Below are 23460 nucleotides of genomic sequence, written 5' to 3' on the forward strand. Positions count from 1 at the left end.
TATCCTCTCACGCCGCGGCGCTCTCGGCCATGAGCACCTGTCGGGCGAGACTCTCGTCCACGACGAGGTCGGTGATGATGCCCGCCGCCAGAGCCCCGCGCAGGCTGTCGCGCTTGGCCGCGCCCGACACGACGCAGAGGCGCTGCGGGATGCGGCGCACCACGTCGAAGGGAGGCCCGCTGGAGCGCTCGTTCAACGGGATGCCCTCGGTGCGGCCGTCGGACCGGTAGAACACCGTGGCGCAGTCTCCGACCACGCTCTGCTCCACGAGGGCGCGCAGGTCATCGGCGCCGAGGTATCCGCCCGAGTAGATATGGGATCTGGGGTCGCCGATGCGGGATCCCAGCCCGAAGACGAACAGGTTGACGGCGGCCTGCAGGTCGATCACCCGGCTCACTGCGCGCTCGCGCCACAGCGCCGTACGCGTCGCCGGGTCGTCGAAGATCGCGGGCACGGGGAACTCGAAGACCTCCGCGGAGAACGCGTTGGCGAAACCGCCGAGCAGTCCGGTCGCGTACGAGACGCCGGTCGTGCGCCCGTTCGCGGCTCCGTTCATCTGCACCACTCGCGTCTCGGCGGTGGGCTTGCGCACCAGGCTGCGCGCCACCGCACTGGTGGTGGATCCCCAGGCCACGCCGATGGTGGTGCGGGGAACGACCGCCGTCGCGATGAGCTGAGCCGCGGCCTGGGCCGTGCGCTCCAGGCGCTCGTTCTCGGACTGGCGCTCCGAGCCGGGCACGACGTGGGCGGTGATCCCGTACCTCTCGGAGAAGCGCTGCTCGATCCGGGAGCGCGCCTCCTGGGGTGAATGGATGCGGATCTCCACGAGGCCCGTCGCGCGGGCGTGCGCCAGGAGTCGGGAGACGGAGGATCGGGAGACCCGCAGGTCCTCGGCGATCGCCTCCATGGTGAGGTTCTGCTGATAGTAGAGCTGCGCCGCACGCAGTGCATCGCGCGTTTTCGCAGGACTCTGCCGTCCGACCATGTGTGGAGCCTCCGTTCCGACATCATTCTGCACATATGTGCAACTACTTTGCAATTCGGTTCACGAGTGGAGCATTCTGGCGGAAACAGACTCGAAAGGTTCTGGAAATGAACGAGCGCACAGCAATCTCTCGCCCATCAGTCGAGCAGCTTCGCGCGCGACCGCACGCGGACGTGCTCATCATCGGCGGCGGCATCAACGGCATCGCGACCTTCCGCGAGCTGGCGCTGCAGGGCATCGACGTCGCCCTCGTGGAGCGAGGCGATTTCGTCTCCGGAGCATCATCGGCGTCCAGCCACATGATCCACGGCGGCATCCGCTATCTCGAGAACGGCGAGTTCCGCCTCGTCAAGGAGTCGGTGACCGAGCGCAACCGCCTCGTGCGCAACGCACCGCACTACGTGCAGCCCCTGCGCACCACGATCCCGATCTTCTCGACCTTCTCGGGTATCCTCTCCGCGCCGTTCCGCCTGCTCGTCACCCATGGCCGCGGAAAGCCGAACGAGCGCGGCGCCGCGCTCATCAAGATCGGCCTGATGATCTACGACACCTTCTCGCGCGGCGGCGGGCAGGTACCGCGTCACCGCTTCCTCGGACGCCGCGAGTCGCTCAAGGAGCTGCCGCAGCTCAACTCGAACCTCAAGTACACCGCGACCTACTACGACGCCTCGATGCACGACCCCGAGCGCCTTGCACTCGACGTACTGAACGACGGCCTGCTCGCCGGCGGGGACCGCGCCCGGGCGGCGAACTACCTGCCGGCGGTCGGCAGCGGCGAGAACGGCGTGCGGCTGCGCGACGAGACCACGGGCGAGGAGTTCGACTTCTCCGCGCGCCTGGTGCTCAACACCAGCGGCCCCTGGACCGACATCACCAACGAGGCGCTCGGCGACACCACGCGCTACATGGGCGGCACGAAGGGCTCCCACATCGTGCTCGACCACCCCGAGCTGCTCGCGGCGACCGGCGGCCGAGAGATCTTCTTCGAGCACTCCGACGGCCGCGTCGTGCTGATCTACCCCCTCAAGAACCGGGTGCTCGTCGGTACCACCGACATCGACGCCGATCCGTCGAAGCCCGTCGTCTGCACGGAGGAGGAGGTCGACTACTTCTTCGACCTCGTGCATCACGTCTTCCCGAAGATCGCGGTCGACCGCTCGCACATCGTCTACTCCTTCTCGGGCATCCGCCCGCTCCCCCGGCACGACGACACCGCCCCGGGCTTCGTCTCGCGCGACTACCGCATCGTGCCCACCGAGAACCGCTCCGTGCCGGTACTCAGTCTGGTGGGAGGCAAGTGGACCACGTTCCGGGCGCTCGCCGAGCACCTCTCCAACGAGGCGATGGCGCACCTCGGCAAGCAGCGGCGCCTCAACACCGAGAAGCTCGCCATCGGCGGCGGGGACGGTTACCCGGTCGACGCTGCGGCTCGCCTGCGCTGGCTCACGGCGCACTCGGACGGACGCGACCGCGGGCGCGTCGCCGTGCTCCTCGACCGATACGGCACCCGCGCCACCGAGGTGCTCGCCGCCACGCCCGAGCAGGATCCCGAACTGCCCGAGCTTCCCGGCTACACCGCGGCCGAACTCGCCCATCTCGCCGCGACCGAACAGGTCGTGCACCTCGACGATCTGCTGCTGCGGCGCACCTCGATCGCCTTCGTCGGCGGACTCACCGAAGAGGGCGTGCGCGCCGCCGCGGACGCGATCGCTCCCGCTCTCGACTGGAATGAGGGTACGATCGCGGCAGAGGTGGAACGCACGATCGAACTGCTGCGAGAAGCGCATCGTATCGATCCGTCGAAGGGAGGATCATTCATCGCCGGGTGAGCGACTCGCTCCCCTTCTTCGGGCCGGTTCCCCGGCTCGCATTCACTTCTCTACTCCCTACTCTCACCTCCGAAGCGCCACGGCGGCGCGGGTGAGGTGCACCCGAAAGGTCAATGGAGACAACAATGGAAATCAATCTCGGACTGTACTTCCTCTCCGAACTGGTCGGAACCGCGCTGCTGGTGCTGCTCGGCTGCGGCGTGGTCGCGAACGTCGTCCTCGCGAAGACCAAGGGCAACGCCGGCGGCACCCTGATGATCAACTGGGGCTGGGGTCTCGCGGTGTTCGTCGGTGTACTCGCCTCGGCGTACTCCGGCGCGATCCTGAACCCCGCCGTGGGCATCGGCCTGCTCATCGCCGGCACCATCACCGCCCCGATGTTCTTCGTGGCGTTCGCCGCCGAGATGGTCGGCGCGATCATCGGCGCCATCCTCTGCTGGGCCGCGTACAAGCAGCACTTCGACGAGGAGCCCGAAGCCGCCAACAAGCTCGGCGTCTTCTCGACCGGCCCCGCGATCCGCTCGTACGGAGCGAACTTCGTCACCGAGGTCATCGCGACGTTCGTGCTCGTGTTCGCCGTTCTCGCCTTCGCCGACTACGGCGACGTCAACGTGGGCGTGCCCGGCGGCCTCGGACCGCTGACCGCGCTGCCCGTCGCTCTCGTCGTCGTCGGTATCGGCGCGTCCCTCGGCGGCCCCACCGGCTACGCCATCAACCCCGCCCGTGACCTCGGCCCCCGCATCGCTCACGCGATCCTGCCGATCAAGGGCAAGGGCGGCAGCGACTGGGGCTACTCGTGGGTGCCGGTCTTCGGCCCGCTCGTGGGCGGCGCGATCGCGGCCTTCGCGGCTCCCGCGCTGCTCTCGCTGGCGTAACCGCCTGTCGGGCCGGGGCCGCGGCCCCGGCCAGCAGTACCGATCTCAGCGGAGAGACGGCCCCGGAGGTCCGAGGCCGTCTCTCCTCCCACCACGGCGACGCACCGCCGCCTCGCCGCTTCGAAAGGAACTCCATGTCCAAGTACGTCATCGCCATCGATCAGGGCACGACCTCGAGCCGTGCCATCATCTTCGACCGCGCGGGGTCCATCATCTCCGTCGGCCAGAAGGAGCACGAGCAGATCATGCCGCAGGCCGGCTGGGTCGAGCACGATGCATCCGAGATCTGGCAGAACGTGCAGGAGGTGATCGGCATCGCGCTCGGCCGCGCCGACCTCACCCGTCACGACATCGCGGCGGTCGGTATCACCAACCAGCGCGAGACCGCGGTCGTCTGGAACAAGAAGACCGGCAAGCCGGTGTACAACGCGATCGTGTGGCAGGACACGCGCACGCAGGACATCGTCGACCGCCTCGCAGCCGACGGCGGCACCGACCGGTTCAAGGACATCGTCGGGCTGCCCCTCGCGACCTACTTCTCGGGCACCAAGATCGCCTGGATCCTCGAGAACGTCGAGGGCGCTCGCGAGGCCGCGGAGGCCGGCGACCTGCTCTTCGGCACTACGGACTGCTGGGTGCTGTGGAACCTCACCGGCGGCGTCGACGGCGGCGTGCACGCCACCGACGTCACCAACGCATCGCGCACCCTGTTCATGGACCTCGAGACGCTGGAGTGGCGCGACGACATCCTCGAGGTCTTCGGCGTGCCGCGCTCGATGATGCCCGAGATCAAGTCGTCCTCCGAGGTCTACGGCCACGCCGAGGACTCGTCGCTGCTGCGCGAGACCCCCATCGCCGGCATCCTGGGCGACCAGCAGGCCGCCACCTTCGGACAGGCGGCCTTCCAGGCCGGCGAGTCGAAGAACACCTACGGCACGGGCTGCTTCCTCATCTTCAACACGGGCGAGGAGATCGTCCACTCGAAGAACGGACTGCTCACCACCGTCGGTTACAAGCTCGGCGACGCACCCACGCACTACGCGCTCGAGGGATCGATCGCGGTGACGGGCTCGCTCATCCAGTGGCTGCGCGATCAGCTCGGGATCATCGACTCCGCTCCCCAGGTCGAGGAACTCGCGGCGAGCGTGCCCGACAACGGCGGCGTCTACATCGTGCCGGCCTTCTCCGGTCTGTTCGCCCCCTACTGGCGCCCCGACGCCCGCGGCGCCATCGTCGGCCTCACCCGCTACGCCAACAAGGGCCACATCGCCCGCGCCGCGCTCGAGGCGGTCGCATTCCAGACGCGCGACGTGCTCGACGCGGTCAATGCCGACGCCGGCGTCGACCTGACCGAGCTCAAGGTCGACGGCGGCATGGTCGCGAACAACGCGCTCATGCAGTTCCAGGCCGATGTGCTGGGTGTGCCGGTCGTGCGCCCCGTGGTCGCGGAGACGACCGCCCTCGGTGCCGCCTACGCCGCGGGCCTCGCGGTCGGCTTCTGGAACGGCCTCGACGACCTCTCGGCCAACTGGCAGGAGGACAGGCGCTGGGAGCCCGAGATGGACGGCGCGGAGCGCGACCGTCAGCTGCGCAACTGGCGCAAGGCCGTCACCAAGTCGATGGACTGGGTCGACGAGGACGTCAATTAGTCGCGCCTGAGACGGGCTCGGGGACCGCCGGTCCCCGAGCCCGTCGGTGCGTCTACCCCGCGTCGAGCGGATACAGCGGGTTGTGCCCCGCGGCGATCCGCTCGCTCTCCCGCACCTCGTCGGGAGGCGTGCCTTCGCCGAACGGCTCTCCCCCGAGGCGCTCGCGCCCGTGAGGATCGAGCCAGTTGCCGAGCTCCGGCCCCGCCGGCACGATCCGTGTCGGATTCACATCCTCGTGCGTGATGTAGTAGTGCTGCTTGATCTGCACGAAGTCGATCGTGTCGCCGAAGCCGGGCGTCTGGAAGAGATCGCGCGCGTAGCCCCAGAGGTTATCCATCTCAGCGAGCTTGTTCCGGTTCGTCTTGAAGTGCCCGTGATAGACCGGATCGAACCGGGCCAGCGTGGTGAACAGCCTCACGTCGGCTTCGGTGATCGTGCCGCCCATGAGGTAGCGGCGCGTGGCGAGCCGCTCCTCGAGCCAGTCGAGGGCCTCCCACAGCCGCGCGTAGGCGGCGTCGTAGGCTTCCTGGCTGCCGGCGAAGCCGCAGCGGTAGACCCCGTTGTTGACCTCCGTGAACACCCGCTCGATCACGGGTCGCATCTCGTCGAAGCGGCCCTGCAGCAGGTCGGGGGCGCCCTCGCGGTGGAACTCCCGCCACTCGGTCGAGAAGTCGAGCGTGATCTGCGGGTAGTCGTTCGTCACCACTCCGCCGCTCGGGATGTCGACGATCGCGGGCACTGTGATCCCGCGCGGGTATCCGGGAAAGCGGGTGAAATAGTTCTGCTGCAGACGCTCCGTGCCGAGCACGGGGTCGCGCCCGTCGGGGTCGAGATCGAAGGTCCAGGATCGTGCGTCGTGGGTCGGGCCCGGGCGGCCCAGCGAGATCGCGTCCTCGAGCCCCAGCAGGCGCCGCACGATCACGGTGCGATTGGCCCAGGGGCACGCGTTCGCCGCGATCAGCCGGTAGCGCCCCGGTTCCACGGGCCACGCCTCGGCGCCCTCGCGCAGTCCGTAGCCCAGCGTTCCGATCTTCGACGGCGGCGGTGCGGGAAGCGCCCGCACCGCCGCCGGGTCGGCGACGATCCGATCCTCGATGTAGTTGGTGTCGCGCGTGAACTCGGCCCCGCTCGTCACGTACGAGCCCCGGGTCGAGTGCTCCGAGTGCTCCCCCTCGTTCGCTGACGCTGTTCCGGCGGTGTTTGACATGGCATGCCTCCTCGGTGACGGTGCGCCGCGCGGGCGACGCCTGCGGCGCGGATCCGGTCCTCCGAGTCTACGGGGACCGGATCCGGATCCGCTGCGGCTCGGAGTGCCCGATTCGTACCTCGGATCTCACCCGTTATTCGGATCTCACCCGTTATTCGGATCGAACCCGGGTGATTCCCTCCGAAATAACTGCCAGATCCGAAATAACTGCCGGATCCGATGCGGGAGTGCGCCGACCGCCCGGGGTCGCAGCTACTCCGCCGCCCGCTCCAGCACGAGCTCGCGCACGCGCGCCGCGTCGGCCTGACCGCGCATGGCCTTCATCACGGCGCCGATGATGGCGCCTGCCGCCTGCACCTTGCCGTCGCGGATCTTCGCGAGCACATCGGGCTGCTCGGCGAGCGCCGCATCGACGGCCTCGATGAGCGCGCCGTCGTCGGAGACGATCGCGAGCCCGCGTGCCTCGACGATCTCGGAGGCAGTGCCCTCGCCGTCGATGATGCCGGCGATCACCTGGCGAGCGAGCTTGTCGTTGAGGGTACCGGCGTCGACGAGCTCCACCACCGAGGCGATCTGCTGCGGGGTGATGAGGTCGGTCGGGACGGCCGAGCGCTCGTTCGCGATGCGCGCGATCTCCCCGGTCCACCACTTGCGAGCGGTCTGCGGGGGCACTCCCGCCTCGACCGTGGACTCGATCGCGGTGAGCAGCCCGGCATTGATGACGTCCTGGAACTCGAGGGCCGAGAAGCCCCACGAATCGCGCAGGCGACGACGACGCAGCGTCGGGTGCTCGGGCAGCGCGGCCCGCAGTTCCTCGACCAGCTCTCGCGACGGCGTCAGCGGCGCCAGGTCCGGCTCCGGGAAGTAGCGGTAGTCGTCGGCGTCGCTCTTCGGGCGGCCGGGAGAGGTCTCCCCCGTGTCCTCGTGCCAGTGGCGGGTCTCCTGGGTGATGGAACCGCCGTCCGCGAGGATCTGCGCCTGGCGCTGGATCTCGAAGCGCACCGCGCGCTCGATCGAGCGCAGCGAGTTCACGTTCTTCGTCTCGGTGCGCGTGCCGAGCACCGACATGCCGGCGCCCTCGTTGCCGCGGGGGCGCAGCGAGACGTTGGCGTCGCAGCGCAGGTTGCCGCGCTCCATGCGCGCGTCGGAGATGCCGAGGGCGATCACGATCTCGCGAATGGTCGCCACGTAGGCCGCCGCGATCTCGGGAGTGTCGGCCTCGCCTCCGAAGACGGGGCGGGTGACGATCTCGACCAGCGGCACGCCCGCCCTGTTGTAGTCGACGAGCGAGTACTCGGCGCCCTGGATGCGCCCGGTCGATCCGCCCACGTGGGTGAGCTTGCCGGCGTCCTCCTCCATGTGCGCCCGCTCGATCGGTACGTGCACGACGCGGCCGGAGGCGATCTCGATCTCGACGGAGCCGTCGTACGCGATCGGGTCGTCGTACTGCGAGATCTGGTAGTTCTTCGCCATGTCGGGGTAGAAGTAGTTCTTGCGGGCGAAGCCCGAGACCTCGGCGATCTCGCAGCCGAGCGCCAGCCCGAGGCTGATCGAGTGACGCACGGCCTGCTCGTTGACCACGGGCAGCGCGCCGGGCAGGCCGAGGCACACCGGGGTCAGGTTCGTGTTGGGGTCGGAGCCGAACGCGTTGGGCGCCGACGAGAACATCTTCGTCTTGGTGTTGAGCTCGACGTGCACCTCGAGGCCGATCACCGGTTCGAAGAGTTCGAGCGCCTTGTCGAAGTCCATCAGCTTGGTCTTGGCCATCAGTTCGCCGCCTCTCCGGTCGGTGCGCCTGCAAGGGAAGGGGCCTGAGCCCAGAACGGCGAGCCGTCGCGCTGCGCGATGAGAGCCTCGATCGCCGACCCCGCGCGGTACAGGCGCGCGTCCTCGAACGCCGGCGCCATGAGCTGGAGGCCGACGGGCAGGCCGTCCTCGCTCGCGGTGCCGATGGGCAGGCTGAGACCGGGGAGCCCGGCAAGGTTCGCGGGGATGGTCGTGGCGTCGTTCAGGTAATCCCGCATCGGGTCGCCCGCGTGCTCGCCGAGCCTCCAGGCGGTGGTGGGCGCGGTCGGGGAGGCGATCACGTCGACCTGCTCGAAGGCGGAGGCGAAGTCGCGCTGGATGAGCGTGCGCACCTTCTGCGCGCTGCCGTAGTAGGCGTCGTAGTAACCGGCCGAGAGGGCGTAGGTGCCGAGGATGATGCGTCGCTTCACCTCGGTGCCGAAGCCGGCGGCACGGGTCTCGCTCATCACGCTCTCGACCGTGCCGCCGCCCTCGGGGGTGACGCGCAGGCCGAAGCGCACGGAGTCGTACTTCGCAAGGTTGCTGGAGGCCTCGGCGGGGAGGATCAGGTAGTAGGCGGCGACCGCGTACTCGAAGTGGGGGGCGTCGATCTCGACGATCTCCGCGCCCTGCTCGGCGAGGAGCGCGAGCGCCTCGTCGAAGCGGGCCTTGACCCCCGCCTGCAATCCATCGACCATGAGCTGCTTCACCACGCCGACGCGCAGGCCCTTGAGCGTGGAGGGATCGGCGCCACCGCGTGCCGCGGAGGCCATCGAGGGCCAGGCGAAGTCGAGCGAGGTCGAGTCGTGCCGATCGTGACCCGCGATCACGTCATGCAGCAGCGCGGTGTCGAGCACGGTGCGCGCGCACGGTCCGATCTGATCGAGTGAGGATGCGAGTGCGATCGCGCCGTAGCGGCTGACGCCGCCGTACGTCGGTTTGACGCCCACGGTGCCCGTGAGCGCGGCGGGCTGCCTGATCGAGCCGCCGGTATCCGACCCGAGCGCGAGCGGGGCCTCGAAGGCGCCGACCGCCACGGCCGAGCCGCCGCCCGAGCCGCCCGGCACACGTTCGGCGTCCCACTGATTGCGGGTGGGGCCGTACGCGGAGTTCTCGGTCGACGAGCCCATCGCGAACTCGTCCATGTTGGTCTTGCCGATGTTGATGAGGCCGGCTGCCCGCGCCCTGGCGACCGCAGTCGCGTCGTAGGGCGAGCGGTAGCCCTCGAGAATCCTCGAACCCGAGGTGGAGGGCATGTCGGTGGTCACCAGCACGTCCTTCACCGCCAGCGGCACGCCGGCAAGCTCGCCGAGGGACTCCCCTCCGGCACGGCGCGCATCGATGTCGCGAGCGGCGGCGAGAGACGCCTCGGCATCGGTGGCGAGGAAGGCGTTCAGCTCTCCGTCGACCGCGGAGATGCGGTCGAGGTGGGCGCGCGTCGCCTCCTCGGAGGAAACCTCCCCGGAGGACAGCTTCGCGGCCAGCTCGGCCGCGGTCAGTGCGATCAGTTCACTCATCGCGGCCCCTTACTGCTCTTCACCGAGGATCGACGAAACCCGGAACATGCCGTCGCTCGCCTCGGGCGCGTTCGCTAGAGCCTGCTCGCGGGTAAGCACATCGGCGACCTCGTCGGGGCGCGTCACGTTGCTCAGCGGGATCGGGTGGCTCGTGGCGGGCACGTCCTCACGTGCGACCTCGCTGACCTTGGCGATATTGGTGAGGATCGAGTCGAGCTCGGTGGTGAGCGATTCGATCTCGGCATCGGTGAGGGCGATCCGGGCGAGGCCGGCGAGATGCTGCACGGTCTCCGCCGTGATCTCGCCGCTCGCCCCGGCAGATACTGCCGCAGGGGTGTCAGGCATGCTGCTCCATCGTGTGGTGAAGAGGTGAACCACACCATCCTACCGAGGCGGACTCGGTGCCCGGTCCCTTACAGGGGGCTTTGAATCAGTCCCACCCGTGATCGAGATGACGCATCCAGCCCGGAGCCATGTCGGCGAGGGGCTGCACGCGTCATCTCGATCACGTAAAGCGGGTCATCCGCACCTTACCTGCCCGCACCGGCAGCTCCGCCCGCCTCCTGCGCGGCGCCGAACTCGGGGGCCGCCCTGCGCGTGCCGTCCGGGTGCCAGAGCCCGGAGCAACCGCGGCGGTGGCTGTTCAGCAGGTGCGCGTCGACGACGCCGATGGCGCACATGAGCGCGTAGACGGTGGTCGGGCCGACGAACTTGAACCCGCGGCGCTTGAGTTCTTTCGCGAGAGCTGCGGACTCGGCCGAGCTGCTGGGCACGGCGGCGTCGGTCTCGGGGGTCGGCGTGCGCTCCGGCATGTACGACCAGACCAGCTGCGCGAGGTCCTTCCCCGTGTCCTCGCGCAGGCGGAGGGCCGCGCGGGCGTTCTCGATGGTGGCCGTGATCTTGCGACGGTTGCGGATGATGCCGCTGTCGGCGAGCAGCCGCTCGATGTCGGCCTCGTCGAAGACGGCGACCCGTTCGGGATCGAAACCCGCGAACGCGGCCCGGAACGCCTCCCGTTTGCGCAGTACCGTGATCCAGGCGAGCCCGGCCTGGAACGCTTCGAGGCTCAGGCGCTCGAACACTCCCGCCTCGTCGGTCACCGGCATCCCCCACTCGGCGTCGTAGTAATCGGTGAGCAGGGGATCCTGCCCGGCCCATTCGGCGCGAACGGGCGGCGGGGTTATCTGAAGCATCGTCGTTCCCTTCCGAGGTGTTCGATTCGGGCGTTGCATCGAGCCCGCTGAGACCTCACGTTAGTGAACGAAGAGGATCGGTCCGGAACGAAAAACGACTTATGTGGATAACTCGCATGAGTTTTCACCCGCGGGGTGAAGCTGAGCAGAGCCCCCGCAGTCAGAGGTCTAGAGCGTCGGGACCCTCCGTAACGAGAACGGCGAACTGCTCCGCGTTCAGCACCGGGATGCCGAGCTCCTCGGCCTTCGCCAGCTTCGACCCGGCGCCCGGCCCGGCGGCCACGTAGTCCGTCTTCTTCGAGACGCTCGAGGCCGCTTTCCCGCCCGCCTGGATGATCGCTTCTTTCGCCCCGTCTCGGGTGAACCCCTCGAGCGACCCGGTGGCGACCACAGTGAGCCCGGCCAGCACGCCTCCGTCGGCGGCGGCCGCTCCGGGGCCGGGGTGACCGGGCGTGGCCCACTGCACCCCGGCGGCCGCCCACCGGTCCACGATCTCGCGATGCCAGTCGACCTCGAACCACTCCTTGAGCGACTCCGCGATGATGCCGCCCACTCCGTCGACCTCCGAGAGCTCCTCGACCGAGGCCGCGCGGATGGCGTCGAGCGATCCGAACCAGTCTCCGAGGGCCCGCGCGGCGACCGGGCCGACGTGGCGGATGTTCAGGGCGACGAGCAGCCGCCACAGCGGCTTCGTCTTCGCCTTCTCGAGCTCGGCCAAGAAGGTCTCGGCGTCCTTCGAGGGCAGAATCACCCGGTGGTTCTTGCGGTACCCCGCTTTCCGGCGCGCGGCCGCATCGAGTCCCTCGGCCTCGGGCGGATAGTCGAGCACGACCCGCTGGAACGGAGAGCGCCTGCGCGGCTCGCCCGTCTCCTCGTCGATCACGGGCTCACCGGTCTCGCTGTCGCGCACGATGACCGTGATGGGAACGAGCTCGTCGAGGGTCAGGTCGAACAGTCCGGCCTCGGTCTCGAGCGGGGGCTGGGACGGGGTCTCGGGCTGCGTGAGCGCCGCGGCGGTGATCTCGCCGAGCACCTCGATATCGAGCGCCCCGCGCGATCCGATGTGCTCGACCCGACCGCGCACCTGGGCCGGGCACGCTCGCGCGTTCGGGCAGCGCAGGTCGATGTCGCCCTCCTTCATGGGTCGCAGGGGCGTTCCGCACTCGGGGCAGCGTTCGGGCATGCGCCACTCGACCTCGCTGCCGTCGCGCAGTTCGAGCACGGCGCCGAGCACCTCGGGAATCACGTCGCCCGCCTTGCGCAGCACGACGGTGTCGCCGATCAGCACCCCCTTCGCCTTGACCACCTGCTGGTTGTGCAACGTGGCCTGCCGCACCGTCGACCCCGCAACCTTCACCGGCTCCATCACCGCGTACGGCGTCGCCCGGCCCGTGCGGCCGACGCCCACCCGGATGTCGATGAGACGCGTATGCACCTCCTCGGGCGGGTACTTGTATGCGATCGCCCAGCGCGGGGCACGGCTCGTCTCCCCCAGTTCGGCGTGGAGCTCGAGCTCGTCGACCTTCACGACGATGCCGTCGATATCGTGCTCCACGTCGTGCCGGTGCTCGCCGCGATCGGCGATGAACGCGGCCACCTCATCGATCGTGTCGAACACGCGCGAGTGGGGCGACACCGGCAGCCCCCACTCGCCGAGCAGACGGTAGGCGTCCGACTGGTTCTCGAAGTCGGGGTGCTGCCAGGCGCCGATGCCGTGCACGTAGAGTGAGAGCCGCCCCAGCCGATCCCGCATCAGCGCGAGCTCGGCCGCGCTCTTCTTCTCGGCTCGCTGGCGCAGGCTGCCAGCGGCGGTATTGCGCGCATTCGCGAACTCGGGGTAGCGGATCGTGATGCGCTCGTCGGGCACTCCCTTCGCCCGCTGCTCGGCCGCGAACTCGCTCTGGAGCTCGTGCTGGCGCTCGTTGAGCGCCTCGAAGTCCTCTCGGCTGAGGAACACCTCGCCGCGCGCCTCGAAGAACTCGGGGATGCCGTCGCCGCGCAGTTCGCGCGGGATCACCGGGATCAGCTCGACGTTCTCCGTGATGTCCTCCCCGACCCGGCCGTCGCCCCGCGTCGTCGCCGTCTCGAGCACACCGTTCCGGTAGGCGAGGCTGATCGCCAGGCCGTCGATCTTCAGCTCGGAGAGCCATCGCACATCCCGGCCCGCCGCGGCCCGGGTCTTCTCGGCCCACTCGCGGAACTCGTCGATCGAGAAGACGTTGTCGAGGCTGAGCATGCGCTCGGCGTGCTCGTGCTCGGGGAACCCGGCCGAGACGACGGCGGCCCCCACCTCGCGCGTCGGGCTGTCCTGCCCTGCGAGCTCGGGGTACGCGCGCTCGAGCGCCTCGAGGCGATGGAACATCTCGTCGTACTCGGCGTCGGAGACGAGGCTCGTCGCCTCAGAGTAATATGCGCGCCGCAGGCGCTCGATCTCACCGCTGAGGCGCTCGGCCTCGGCGCGAGCATCATCGAAGTCGGTTGGGATCTGCGTGTTCTCGTTCACGCCTCAAGTCTAGAAGCGACCTCCGACATTTGCGCGGGTCACGACGACATCTCGCGCGCCGTCGCCGGCAGCGCGCGATCGATCGTGAACTGGCCGAGCACCCGGGTGCCGACATAGATGACCGCCGTCTGCCCCGGGGCGACTCCGAGCAGCGGCTCGGCCCGCTCCAGATCGATGTCCACGACCAGCTCGTGAGTGGCGTCGGCACGATGCTGCTCGGTGCGCTCGGCCTCGACGATCGGCTCCAGTCTTGCTCGCGCGGGCACCGGGTCGGCGTGCGCCCGGATCTGCACCTCGCAGTCGAAGGAGTCGCTCACATCGAAACCGGGGTCGCCCGCCCAGCTGAATCGACCGCCGGCGATGCGCCCGATGGCGAGGCTCTGCTTCGGGCCGACGACGACCTGGTTGGAGACGGGGCGGATCGACAGCACGTATCGGGGCTGCCCGTCGGGCGCCGGGCGGCCGAGCTGCAACCCGCGACGCTGCCCCACGGTGTACCCGTGCGCGCCGTCGTGCCTGCCGACCACCTCCCCCGACTCGTCGAGGATCTCGCCCGGCTCGCGTTCGAGGTGCTCCGAGAGCCAGCCCCGGGTATCGCCGTCGGGGATGAAGCAGATGTCATGGCTGTCGGGCTTCTGCGCGACCTGCAGGCCGCGATCCTCGGCCTCCGCCCGGATCAGCTCCTTCGAGGGCGTGTCTCCGAGCGGGAAATAGCAGTGCGCGAGCTGCCGCTCCGTGAGCACGCCGAGCACGTAGGACTGATCCTTCGCCCAGGCACTCGCACGGTGCAGCTCGCGGCCCTTCGGACCCTCCTCGAGCGTGGCGTAGTGGCCCGTCGCGACGGCGTCGAAACCGAGCGCGATCGCCTTGTCGAGCAGGGCCGCGAACTTGATCTTCTCGTTGCAGCGCATGCAGGGGTTGGGAGTGCGGCCGGCAGCGTACTCGGCGATGAAGTCGTCGACCACGTCCTCCTTGAACCGCTCGCTGAGATCCCACACGTAGAAGGGGATGCCGAGCAGGTTCGCGGCACGGCGGGCGTCCATCGCGTCCTCGATCGTGCAGCAACCGCGGGAGCCGGTGCGCAGCGTGCCGGGCATGCGACTGAGTGCGAGGTGAACCCCCACCACATCGTGCCCCGCTTCGACGGCCCGCGCCGCCGCCACAGCGGAGTCCACGCCTCCGCTCATCGCCGCCAGAATCTTCATCCGGACCATTTTACGCGCTCTCCGTCTCCGCCGCCTATGAGCTTCGGGTCACCCGGCGGCGGGCGGCGATGACGGCGACGAGGATCACGCAGATCGCGAGCTGGTAGACGGCGAACGCGGCGGCCTGCGGCGTCCACACTGTGATGGTCAGCAGCGTGATCACCGCGCCGACGCCGACGAGCACGTAGAAGAGCGTGTTCTCGGAGTCCGGGTGCCGCCACACCTTGAGCACCGTGGGGAGCGCGGCCGCAGCATCGGCCGCCACTGCGAACAGCACCGCCACCGGCGCGGCACCGAGACCGAACCACACCGCCAGCGCGACGGCGCCCACGATCCCGCAGATCGCGTCGAACGGCCTCAGGCGCGCGAAGTGCCGGCGCGAGACGAGGCTCGTGGCGATCACGATCAACGGGCCGACGCCCGCCGCGAGCGTCATCACGGCCGGCAGCCCCACCCCGGAATCGAGCTGTGCGAAGAAGGCGATCAGCGGAGCCGAGGCCCACAGCGACCAGGTGACGAGGTTGGGGCGCACGAGCCCCCTCGTGATCGCGACGGCGTAGCGGACGCTGCCGATCAGACCGAGCGCCGCACCCGCGAACACCCAGTACGGATCAAGCACGCGCGCCCCCTTCTCACTCGGTCCCGCCTCACCGAGCGAGTCTACGAGAGGCCCGCCGCGCGCGCCCGCTCGAGCGCCGCAGGCAGAGCGTCCAGCAGCGCGTCGACCTCCTCGTCGCGCGTCTCAGGCCCGAGCGTGAAGCGCAGCGCCCCGGCCGCTTCGCGCTCGGGCACGCCCATCGCCAGCAGCACGTGGGACACCTCCGCGACCCCGGCCCGGCACGCGGATCCCACCGAGACCGACACACCCGCGGCGTCGAGCAGGAAGACGAGGGAGTCGCCCTGGCAGCCCGGGAAGGTGAAGTGGGCGTTGCCGGGCAGGCGGCTCGGGTCTTCGGCAGGCGCTGATTCCTTCCCTTCGGCAGGCTCAGGGGCCGAAGCGCGATCAGGGGCCGAAGCGCGATCAGGGGACGAAGCCGGCGCAGGATCCGGGCCGCGCAGCACGGCGGTCGGATCGATCTCGCGCACGCCCGAGATGAGCCGGTCGCGCAGCGCCGCGAGTCGGGCGGTGCGGACCGGATCCGGGCGCCCGTCGGCATCGACCGCGAGGTCGAGGGCGGCGGCGAACGCGACCGCGCCTGCGACATCCTGGGTGCCGGATCGCGCCCGCTGCTGCGTCCCGCCGTGCAGCAGCGGCTCGGCTGCCGTGCGCCGCCCGAGCACGAGCGCTCCGACCCCGACCGGTCCCCCGATCTTGTGCGCCGAGACCGACACGGCGGAGGCCCCGGAAGCTGCGAAATCGATCGGCAGCTGACCCAGCGCGGACACGGCGTCGACGTGCGTCGGCACGCCGGCCTCGGCCGCGATCCGGCACAGCTCCGCGACCGGCTGCACGGCGCCCACCTCGTTGTTCGCCCACAGGAACGAGACGAGCGCGATGTTCTCCGCGCCCTCCTCCGCGATGGCCGAGGCGAGCGTCTCGGGGTGCAGCGCGCCCTCGCCGTCGACGGGCAGCCACCGCAGGCGCGCGCCCTGCGCGTCGCGCAGCCACTCCGCCGCCTCGATCGTGGCGTGGTGCTCCCCCTCCGCGACCAGCAGCACCGGCTCGCCACCCAGCTTCGCGCGCCTGGCCCAGAACATCCCCTTGAGCGCGAGGTTGATCGACTCGGTGCCGCCTCCGGTGAGGATCAGCTCGGCGGGGTCGCAGCCGAGCGCCCTCGAGAGCCGCTCGCGCGCCTGCTCGAGCACCTCGCTCGCCCGCTGGCCGTGACCGTGGGTCGACGCGGGGTTGCCGACCAGTCGCAGCGCTTCGGTGTAAGCGACGAGCACCTCCTCCGGCATCGCCGAGGTCGCCGCGTGATCCAGATAGGCGCGTACGCGGCCTCCGCCCGGCGTCGCTCTCGTCATCCCGTCTCCGCTCCCCGCTCCGCAGCCAGCAGGGGCGCTCAGTAGAGCAGGTTCGCGAGACGCCCTCGCGCAGCGGCGACGCGCGGATCCGCGACCCCGACCACCTCGAAGAGCTCCAGCAACCGCTCGCGGATCACTGCGCGGTCATCGGCGTCGGTGCTCTCGGCGAAGAGATCGAGCAGGCGCAGGAAAGCGTCTTCGACGTGGCCGCCCGAGACATCGAGATCGGCGACGGCCATCTGCGCCTCGACGTCGCCGCGATCGGCCGCCGCGGCGGAGCGGATCTCATCGGCGGTGCGGCCCTGCAGACGCTGCAGCAGTTTCATCTGCACGAGCGCCGCGCGGGCCTCTGCGTCGGCCGGAGCCTTCGCCAGCACCGCCTCCCACTCGGCCACCGCCGCCGCGTAGTCGCCGTGCTCGGCAGCCTCCACCGCGGCGCGATGCGCCTCGGGGATCTCCGGTTCAGCGGGCTCGGACGGGCCGGCCTGGGCCTCGTCGCCCTGATCCGGAGCATTCACGCGACCCGAGACGCCGTTCTGCTCAGCGAGCTGCACGAGCTGGCCGAAGAACTCCCGCACCTGCGCCTCGGGCACCGCACCCTGGAACAGCGGAACCGGCCGCCCGCCCACGAGCGCGACGACCGTCGGAATCGACTGGGCCTGGAAGGCCTGAGCCAGACCGGGGTTCGCATCGACGTCGACCTTGGCGAGCAGCACGCGGCCGTCGAACTCTCGGGTGACCTTCTCGATCACCGGGCTCAGGGTCTTGCACGGCTGGCACCACTCGGCCCACAGGTCGAAGACCACCGGCACCACGGCGGAGAGCTGCGCGATCTGCTCGAACGTCGCATCGGTGACGTCGAGCACGAGCGACGGCACGTCGACCGTCTGCCCCGATCCTGGCGCACCGGATGCGGCCCCCGAGGGTGCGGTCTGAGAGGCTGCGGCCTGAGGTGCGGCGCCTCCCTGGGCGGCCTGCCCTCGGGCGGCCAGGTGACTCAGGTCGATCCCGCCGCCGGGAATACGCTCGGGCATCTGCTGGCTCATGCTCAATTCCTCACTCCCACCAGCTCGCTCGTCACACCGAGCAGCTGGATCTTGCTTCCGTCCGTCTTGCTGGGCACGTAGAAGAGCAGCTGGTGCGCGACCTCCTGCACGAGCCGCTCCTGCTCCCCTTCGAGCCCGGAGAGCGCCGTCACCGCCCCGTTCGCCTGCGGCTTGTACCGCCCGCCCGCCGAGTCGACGATCTGCTCCTCGATCACGGTGGTGGCGACCAGCGCGCCGCCGACACCCGTCGAGAGCGCGACCGGCTCCTCATCGCCCTGACGCGCGGCGACCGAGAAGGCCATGGACTGGCCCTTGTCGTCCGACTGCTTCTGGGCCTGCTCCGCGAGCGCCTTGCCGTAGTTCTTCAGCAGGGTGTCGTCCTCGATGTCGAAGGCCTCGGCTTCGGGAACCTCGGCTCCGCCCTGCAGCACGGCTGCGAACTGCGCGCCGACCTCGCCCGGCGGTACCACGAGTGATTCGATGTCGTTCGCGAGCAGTGCGGTCCCCTCCTCGGCCGGTGCGGCCTGCGGCATCGAGATCCCGCCGCGCAGCGCGAGCACCCGCGATACCTGGTAGTTCTGCTGCGGGGTCTCCTGCGTGAGCACGAGGGCGAGCGAGGGCGAGGTCGCGGGGGCCTCGGTCTGCTCGGGATCCGCCCCGTCCTCGGCCGTGGGGTCCTCGACCACGGCGTCCGCGGGGTCGTCGGATCCGCTCGTGGACTCGACCGTCACGAAGATGGTGCGCGGCCACGACTCGGTGCTCTGCACGAGCTCGTAGTCGAGTTCCTTATCGGTGATCCGAGGCGGCACGACGCTGTACTCGGGCATGGCCGAGCGGATCGTGTAGTTCGCGGTGCGCTGCGCCAGCGCGTCGCCGGTGAACCGCTCGCCGAGCAGGTCGACGTTGAGGCCGTCGTCAGCCTCGTTCGACAGCTCCGAGATGCGCTGCACGATCCGGCTCAACTGCCCGTCGGTCACGGGAACCGGCGCTGCGGAAGACGGCGTCGGCGCAGGGGTCTCCTCCTTCACCGGCTCGGGTCCGAGCTGCGGCCAGTAGCTGGGCGAGCATCCGGTCAGGCCGACCACGGCGGCGAGGCCGAGAGCGGGAAGGGAGGCCGCGCGGCGCAGGCGGGCGCCTCGCGTGGAACGCATGGATGCGGATCCCGATCCGGATCCCGCGCCGTTCTCGACCGGGGCCTGCGCGGCGGCCCGGCGGCGCCGGCCCGAACGGCCGAACGCGTTGCGGATGCCCTGCAGGGGCCCGCGACGACCGCGGCGCGGGCCGAGGCCGCGGCGGTTGTGGTCGATCGCGAGCAGATACAGCACGCCGCCGACGACCGCGAAGAGGCCGCCGCCCACGAGCAGCGGGCCCGCCCACGGCGTATCGGGATCCTGCGCCCACACGAGCGAGACATCGGAGGGCACGGGGTCCTCGCCGTTCGACGCGATCAGCACCGTCTGCTCCTCTCCGAGTGCCACCGGAACCCGCAGGGTGCTGGCGTCTGCGCCCTCGCTCTCGTCGTCGACGGAGCGCTCCTCGAGCCACAGGTCGCTGCCGCGAGGATCGAGCGCCGCGGGAACCTCGGCCTCTGCCCCGGGAGCGGGCGCATCGACCACGGCGGGAGCGACGAGCGCACTCAGCAGGCGCTGCTGCTTCGTGTCCACCGTCAGCTCGGCGTGCAGGTACGGCTCGACCCAGCCCTCGACGTCGCGCGTCTGCCCCGTGGCGACGAAGGCCTGACCGCCCCGCACCACGACATTCGCTTGACCGGGCATCTTCGCGAGCTCCCCGCCGTCGATGAGCGCGTAACCGGCTTCGGAGTTGGTCTCGACCGGGAAACTGATCTCGGACGGGCCGGCGAGGAACGTGCGCTGGCCGATGCCCAGCAGCAGCAGGACACCGGAGATCACCAGCGCCGCGATCGCAAGCACATATCGCACGGGGGCTCCTTATCAAGAGTGGACGACGCCCGCCGCGGGAGCGGTGATTCGGCCGAAGGCCCGGCCGGGGCGTCACTGTTCTTCAGACAACGGTACCGGAGCTTTCTCGATACGAGATGGATACCCGCGCAACAGAAAGCCGAAGGAGAGCCCGTGCGAGCTGGGATTTGTGCGGATCCCGGCTCATGCACACCCGGGTGCGTTAATCTGGACCTCATTCTCTGTGCTCCCTCTCCCAGCCAGGCGAGTACGACGTCGTTCGATTCCCGGAGGCCACGTGTCCGAATCAGCTCAGCAGTTCTCCCCTGCCTTCCGCGGCTACAACCGCGAGGAAGTGGACGAGCGCATCGGATCCCTGACCGGGCACATCGCCACGCTGCAGTCGCACCTCGAATCGTTGCAGCTCGCGCATCAGCAGGCCACTCGGGTCGGGCAGGAGCAGCGAGAACTCATCGCGGACCTGCAGGAGCAGGTCGCCGAGCTCGGGGCGAGCGGATACTCGGGTCTCGGCCTGCGTGTCGAGAAGAGTCTCAAGGTCGCCGAGGATCACGCCCAGCGTCTGATGGCCCAGGCCGATCTCGATGCCGAGAAGCTGCGCCGCTCGTCGGAGGAAGAGGCGAAGCGGGTGCTCACCCAGGCGCAGAACCGCGCCGACGAACTGCTCTCCTCGGCCTCGGAGCAGGCGGAGATCATCATCACCGGCGCCCGCACCGATCTCGCGGAGCAGACGGCGGCCGCCAATGCGGAGCGGGAGCGGCTCGTCGAGGAGGCCCGCCGCGAGGCGGAGCTCACCCGCAGCGCCGCCGTTCGAGAGGCCACCGCGGAGCGAGAGACCGCCCACCGCGACGCTCAGGCGGAGCTCGCATCGGCGCGCGCGGAGATCGAGCAGATCACCGCCGAGGCCCGGGCCGAGGCGAACGAGCTGCGGAGCGAGACGGAGCGGCACGCGGAGACTTTCGCGAGGCAGAAGGCCGAGAGCGAACGCGAGGCCGAGCTCGAGCGGGCGCGCCTCGTGCAGGAGTCCGAGCGCGCACGCGCCGAGTTCGAGGCCAAGCGGCAACGCGAGGAGGCCGAGCTCGAGGAGCGCTACACCGAGCGCCAGCGCGAGCTCGAGGGGCGGATCGAGGCGGAGCGCCGGGCGCTCACGACCGAAATGGAGACGCTGCGCGGACGCATCGCCCAGGAACGCCGGGAGCACGACGAGGCGATCTCTTCGGAGCGCGAGCAGCACGAACGGCGGCTCGCCTCGGAGCAGCAGGTGCACGCCGACCGCATCGCCCAGGAGCGCGAGGAGCACGAGGCGGCCATCGCCCGGGCACTCGAGGCGCAGCGGGCCGAACTCGCCACGCTCGCCGAGCAGGGAGCCCGCGAGCGCGCCCGCGCCGACGAGCTGGCGGCTCGCGACCGAGCCGAGGCCCGGGAGCGCCAGGAGGCCGAGCTGTCCGCTGTCAGAGAGCAGCAGGAGCAGCAGCTGCGGCAGGAGCTGGAGGCGCACGAGGCGAGGATCGCCGCCGAGCGCGAGGCCCACGAGCAGGCCATCGCCGAGGAGCGCGAGGCGCACGACGACGCCCTGCGCGCCGAGGTCGTCTCGCACGAGGCCAAACTGAGGAACGAGCGCGAGGCGCAGGAGGAGCAGCTCTCGGCCGAGCTCACCGCCCACGTGTCCCGTCTGGCACGGGAGCGCGAGGCGCACGAGCAGAGCATCGCCGAGGAGCGCGAGGCGCACGATCGCGCACTCGCCGACGAGCGGGAAGAGCACGAGGCCCGGATCGCGCGTGAGCGGGAGGAGCACGAGACCGCGATCGCGCGCGAGCGCGAGCAGCATGACACGGCCATCGCCCAGGAGCGCGAGCAGCACGACAGCAGGATCGCGCGTGAGAGCGAAGCCCATGCGGCTCGCCTCGCCGAGGAGCGCGAACTGCAGGAGCGGGAGCTCGCCGCACAGCGCACCGCGCAGGAGAACCTGCTCTCGACGGAGCTCGAAGCCCACGAGGAGCGCATGAAGCGCGAGCGCGCCGCGCACGAGAACCGCATCGGCAGCGAGCTGACCAGCCATCAGGATCGACTCATCGCGGAGTGGGAGGAGCACCGCGCTCGCGTCGACGCCGAACGCGCGGCGCACGAGCAGAGCCTCGCCGAGGCCCGCGACGAGCAGGAGCGGCAGCTCGCCCGCCAGCGCGAGGAGATCGAAGCGCAGCTCTCGGACGAGGCGACCGTGCACGCCGAACGCCTCGCCGCCCAACTGCGCGAGCACGAGCAGCGCCTTGCCGATGAGCGGGAGGCGGCCGAGGAGCGCCTGCGCATCCAGCGTGACGAGACCGCCGAGAGCCTCGGCCTGCAGCGCGAAGAACTCGAGATGGAGATCGACCGGGAGCGCACCAAGCTCGCCGCCGACATCGCCAGGGAGCGCGAGGAGCACGACCGCGCCATGGCCGCGGCCCGTGCGCAGCACGAGGAGGACCTGCGTCGCGAGCGCGAAGCGCAGACCGCGACCATCGAGCGGGAGGTCGAGGCGAAGCGGACCGCAGTGACGGAGGAGACGGATCTGCTGCGCGCGGACACCGTCGCCGAGGTCGCCGAGCACCGTGCCGCCGAGGAGTCCCGTCTCGCGCAGTTGCGCGCCGAGACGGAGGACGCAGTGCGCGCCATGCGCGAGCGGATCGAGGCGGAGACGCTCGAGTTCAACACCTCCTCCGCGCAGCAGCGCGAAGCGCTCGAGCAGGAGCTCGCGACCCGCCAGCAGGAGGCCGCGGAGGCGTCGCGCCGGGAGATCGAGGCCACTCGCACCGAGCTCGCGGAGCTCCGTGCACAGCTCGATGCCGCTCGGGCCGAGTACGAGCGCATCACCTCCGAGGCCGCTCAGGACGCGCGGAACACGCGCGCCGAGGCCGAGCGCCGGGCAGCCGAGATCATCCTCGAGACCGAGCAGCGCGCCCAGACCACCTTCGCCGCGGCCGAGGATCGCGCCACGAAGGTGCTGGCCGCCGCTGAGGATCGCATGACGCAGCTGAAGGTCGAGCGCGGAGCGGTCGCCCGCTACTTCGAGAGCCTCGGAGAGGTGCTCTCGAACGCGCAGAAGATGAGCAGCGTGGCCGGCAACGTCGTCGAGCGGCCCGTGCTCGAGCAGCCGGAGGACGATCAGGCCGCTCAGGCTGAGGACGATCGTCTCGAGGCTGAGCAGCCCGCTGCGGCTTCCGCCGAGGAGCCGTCGGATCCCCGGGAGGAGCAGGCGTGACGCTGACCGCTGCCGCCGACGGCTCGGCCCTCGGCAACCCCGGCCCCGCGGGCTGGGCATGGGTGATCGACGGCGAGCAATGGCGGGCCGGGGGCTGGCCGCGCGCCACCAACAATCAGGGCGAGCTCATGGCCGTGCTCGATCTGCTGCACGCGACGGCCGACCGCGCGGAAGAACCCCTGCGGGTGCTGTGCGACAGCCAGTACGTGATCAACTCGGTGACCCAGTGGATGCCCGGTTGGAAGCGCCGCGGCTGGCGCAAGGCCGACGGCAAGCCCGTGCTCAACCGTGAGCTGCTCGAGCAGCTCGACAAGGCCCTCGCGGGCCGCGATGTGCGCTTCGAGTGGGTGAAGGGGCACGCGGGCCATCCGCTCAACGAGGCGGCGGATCAGCGGGCGCGCGCAGCGGCTACGGCGTTCCAGCTCGGCCGAGAGCCGGACCGAGGGCCCGGTATCGCGGGATCCTCGATCCCGACCCCCGAGGTCGCCGTCTCGACTCCCCCGGCTCCCCCGACGCTCTTCTAGCG

The 23460-nt window shown here is 70.2% G+C and carries 17 protein-coding genes; 5 read left to right on the forward strand and 12 right to left on the reverse strand.

Features of this window, described 5'->3' with window-relative positions; translation table 11 throughout:
• Positions 1-7 precede the first annotated feature (7 nt).
• On the reverse strand, positions 8-985 hold the full coding sequence (locus KVY00_RS02845; RefSeq protein ID WP_223044242.1) for a sugar-binding transcriptional regulator: 978 nt from the start codon (positions 983-985) through the stop codon (positions 8-10).
• 107 nt (positions 986-1092) lie between these two features.
• Between KVY00_RS02845 and KVY00_RS02850 the strand changes: the two genes are divergently transcribed.
• The 3 genes from KVY00_RS02850 to glpK all read left to right on the forward strand — a co-directional run bounded on the left by KVY00_RS02850 (position 1093) and on the right by glpK (position 5338).
• Positions 1093-2814, forward strand: a complete 1722-nt coding sequence (locus KVY00_RS02850; protein ID WP_223044243.1) for a glycerol-3-phosphate dehydrogenase/oxidase — start codon at positions 1093-1095, stop codon at positions 2812-2814.
• A 125-nt stretch (positions 2815-2939) separates the two neighbouring features.
• On the forward strand, positions 2940-3689 hold the full coding sequence (locus KVY00_RS02855) for an MIP/aquaporin family protein (RefSeq protein WP_223044244.1): 750 nt from the start codon (positions 2940-2942) through the stop codon (positions 3687-3689).
• A 134-nt stretch (positions 3690-3823) separates the two neighbouring features.
• Complete coding sequence (gene glpK / locus KVY00_RS02860) at positions 3824-5338, forward strand: glycerol kinase GlpK (protein WP_223044245.1); 1515 nt, start codon at positions 3824-3826, stop codon at positions 5336-5338.
• 52 nt (positions 5339-5390) lie between these two features.
• Here glpK and KVY00_RS02865 read toward each other — a convergent pair whose 3' ends face one another.
• From KVY00_RS02865 to KVY00_RS02915, 11 genes are all read right to left on the reverse strand, one after another.
• Positions 5391-6545, reverse strand: a complete 1155-nt coding sequence (locus KVY00_RS02865) for a glutathione S-transferase C-terminal domain-containing protein (RefSeq protein WP_223044246.1) — start codon at positions 6543-6545, stop codon at positions 5391-5393.
• Between the two features lie 252 nt (positions 6546-6797).
• On the reverse strand, positions 6798-8312 hold the full coding sequence (gatB, locus tag KVY00_RS02870) for an Asp-tRNA(Asn)/Glu-tRNA(Gln) amidotransferase subunit GatB (RefSeq protein ID WP_223044247.1): 1515 nt from the start codon (positions 8310-8312) through the stop codon (positions 6798-6800).
• Complete coding sequence (gene gatA, locus KVY00_RS02875; RefSeq protein ID WP_223044248.1) at positions 8312-9847, reverse strand: Asp-tRNA(Asn)/Glu-tRNA(Gln) amidotransferase subunit GatA; 1536 nt, start codon at positions 9845-9847, stop codon at positions 8312-8314. The genes gatB and gatA overlap by 1 nt, the downstream gene beginning before the upstream one ends.
• A gap of 9 nt (positions 9848-9856) precedes the next feature.
• Positions 9857-10192, reverse strand: a complete 336-nt coding sequence (gatC, locus tag KVY00_RS02880) for an Asp-tRNA(Asn)/Glu-tRNA(Gln) amidotransferase subunit GatC (protein ID WP_223044249.1) — start codon at positions 10190-10192, stop codon at positions 9857-9859.
• Between the two features lie 185 nt (positions 10193-10377).
• On the reverse strand, positions 10378-11040 hold the full coding sequence (locus tag KVY00_RS02885; RefSeq protein ID WP_223044250.1) for a DNA-3-methyladenine glycosylase I: 663 nt from the start codon (positions 11038-11040) through the stop codon (positions 10378-10380).
• Positions 11041-11200: 160 nt separating this feature from the next.
• Positions 11201-13543 (reverse strand): NAD-dependent DNA ligase LigA, encoded by a 2343-nt coding sequence (ligA, locus tag KVY00_RS02890; protein ID WP_223044251.1) that lies wholly within the window; start codon positions 13541-13543, stop codon positions 11201-11203.
• 38 nt (positions 13544-13581) lie between these two features.
• Positions 13582-14748, reverse strand: coding sequence for a tRNA 2-thiouridine(34) synthase MnmA (gene mnmA, locus KVY00_RS02895; RefSeq protein WP_223044252.1), 1167 nt, complete (start codon positions 14746-14748; stop codon positions 13582-13584).
• Positions 14749-14782: 34 nt separating this feature from the next.
• Complete coding sequence (locus tag KVY00_RS02900; protein WP_223044253.1) at positions 14783-15367, reverse strand: hypothetical protein; 585 nt, start codon at positions 15365-15367, stop codon at positions 14783-14785.
• A gap of 41 nt (positions 15368-15408) precedes the next feature.
• Positions 15409-16713, reverse strand: coding sequence for a cysteine desulfurase family protein (locus tag KVY00_RS02905; RefSeq protein WP_223044254.1), 1305 nt, complete (start codon positions 16711-16713; stop codon positions 15409-15411).
• 38 nt (positions 16714-16751) lie between these two features.
• Positions 16752-17759 carry a tetratricopeptide repeat protein gene (locus KVY00_RS02910; protein ID WP_223044255.1) on the reverse strand — a complete coding sequence of 336 codons (1008 nt, stop codon included), beginning with the start codon at positions 17757-17759 and terminating at the stop codon, positions 16752-16754.
• 2 nt (positions 17760-17761) lie between these two features.
• Positions 17762-19699, reverse strand: coding sequence for a glycosyltransferase (locus KVY00_RS02915; protein WP_223044256.1), 1938 nt, complete (start codon positions 19697-19699; stop codon positions 17762-17764).
• Between the two features lie 277 nt (positions 19700-19976).
• Here KVY00_RS02915 and KVY00_RS02920 point away from each other — a divergent pair, with 277 nt between their 5' ends.
• Both KVY00_RS02920 and KVY00_RS02925 read left to right on the forward strand, forming a co-directional pair.
• Positions 19977-22934 carry a hypothetical protein gene (locus KVY00_RS02920; RefSeq protein WP_223044257.1) on the forward strand — a complete coding sequence of 986 codons (2958 nt, stop codon included), beginning with the start codon at positions 19977-19979 and terminating at the stop codon, positions 22932-22934.
• Complete coding sequence (locus KVY00_RS02925) at positions 22931-23458, forward strand: ribonuclease H family protein (RefSeq protein WP_223044258.1); 528 nt, start codon at positions 22931-22933, stop codon at positions 23456-23458. The genes KVY00_RS02920 and KVY00_RS02925 overlap by 4 nt, the downstream gene beginning before the upstream one ends.
• Positions 23459-23460: the final 2 nt, after the last annotated feature.

Source organism: Leucobacter tenebrionis (assembly GCF_019884725.1).
In the GTDB taxonomy this organism is placed as follows: domain Bacteria; phylum Actinomycetota; class Actinomycetes; order Actinomycetales; family Microbacteriaceae; genus Leucobacter; species Leucobacter tenebrionis.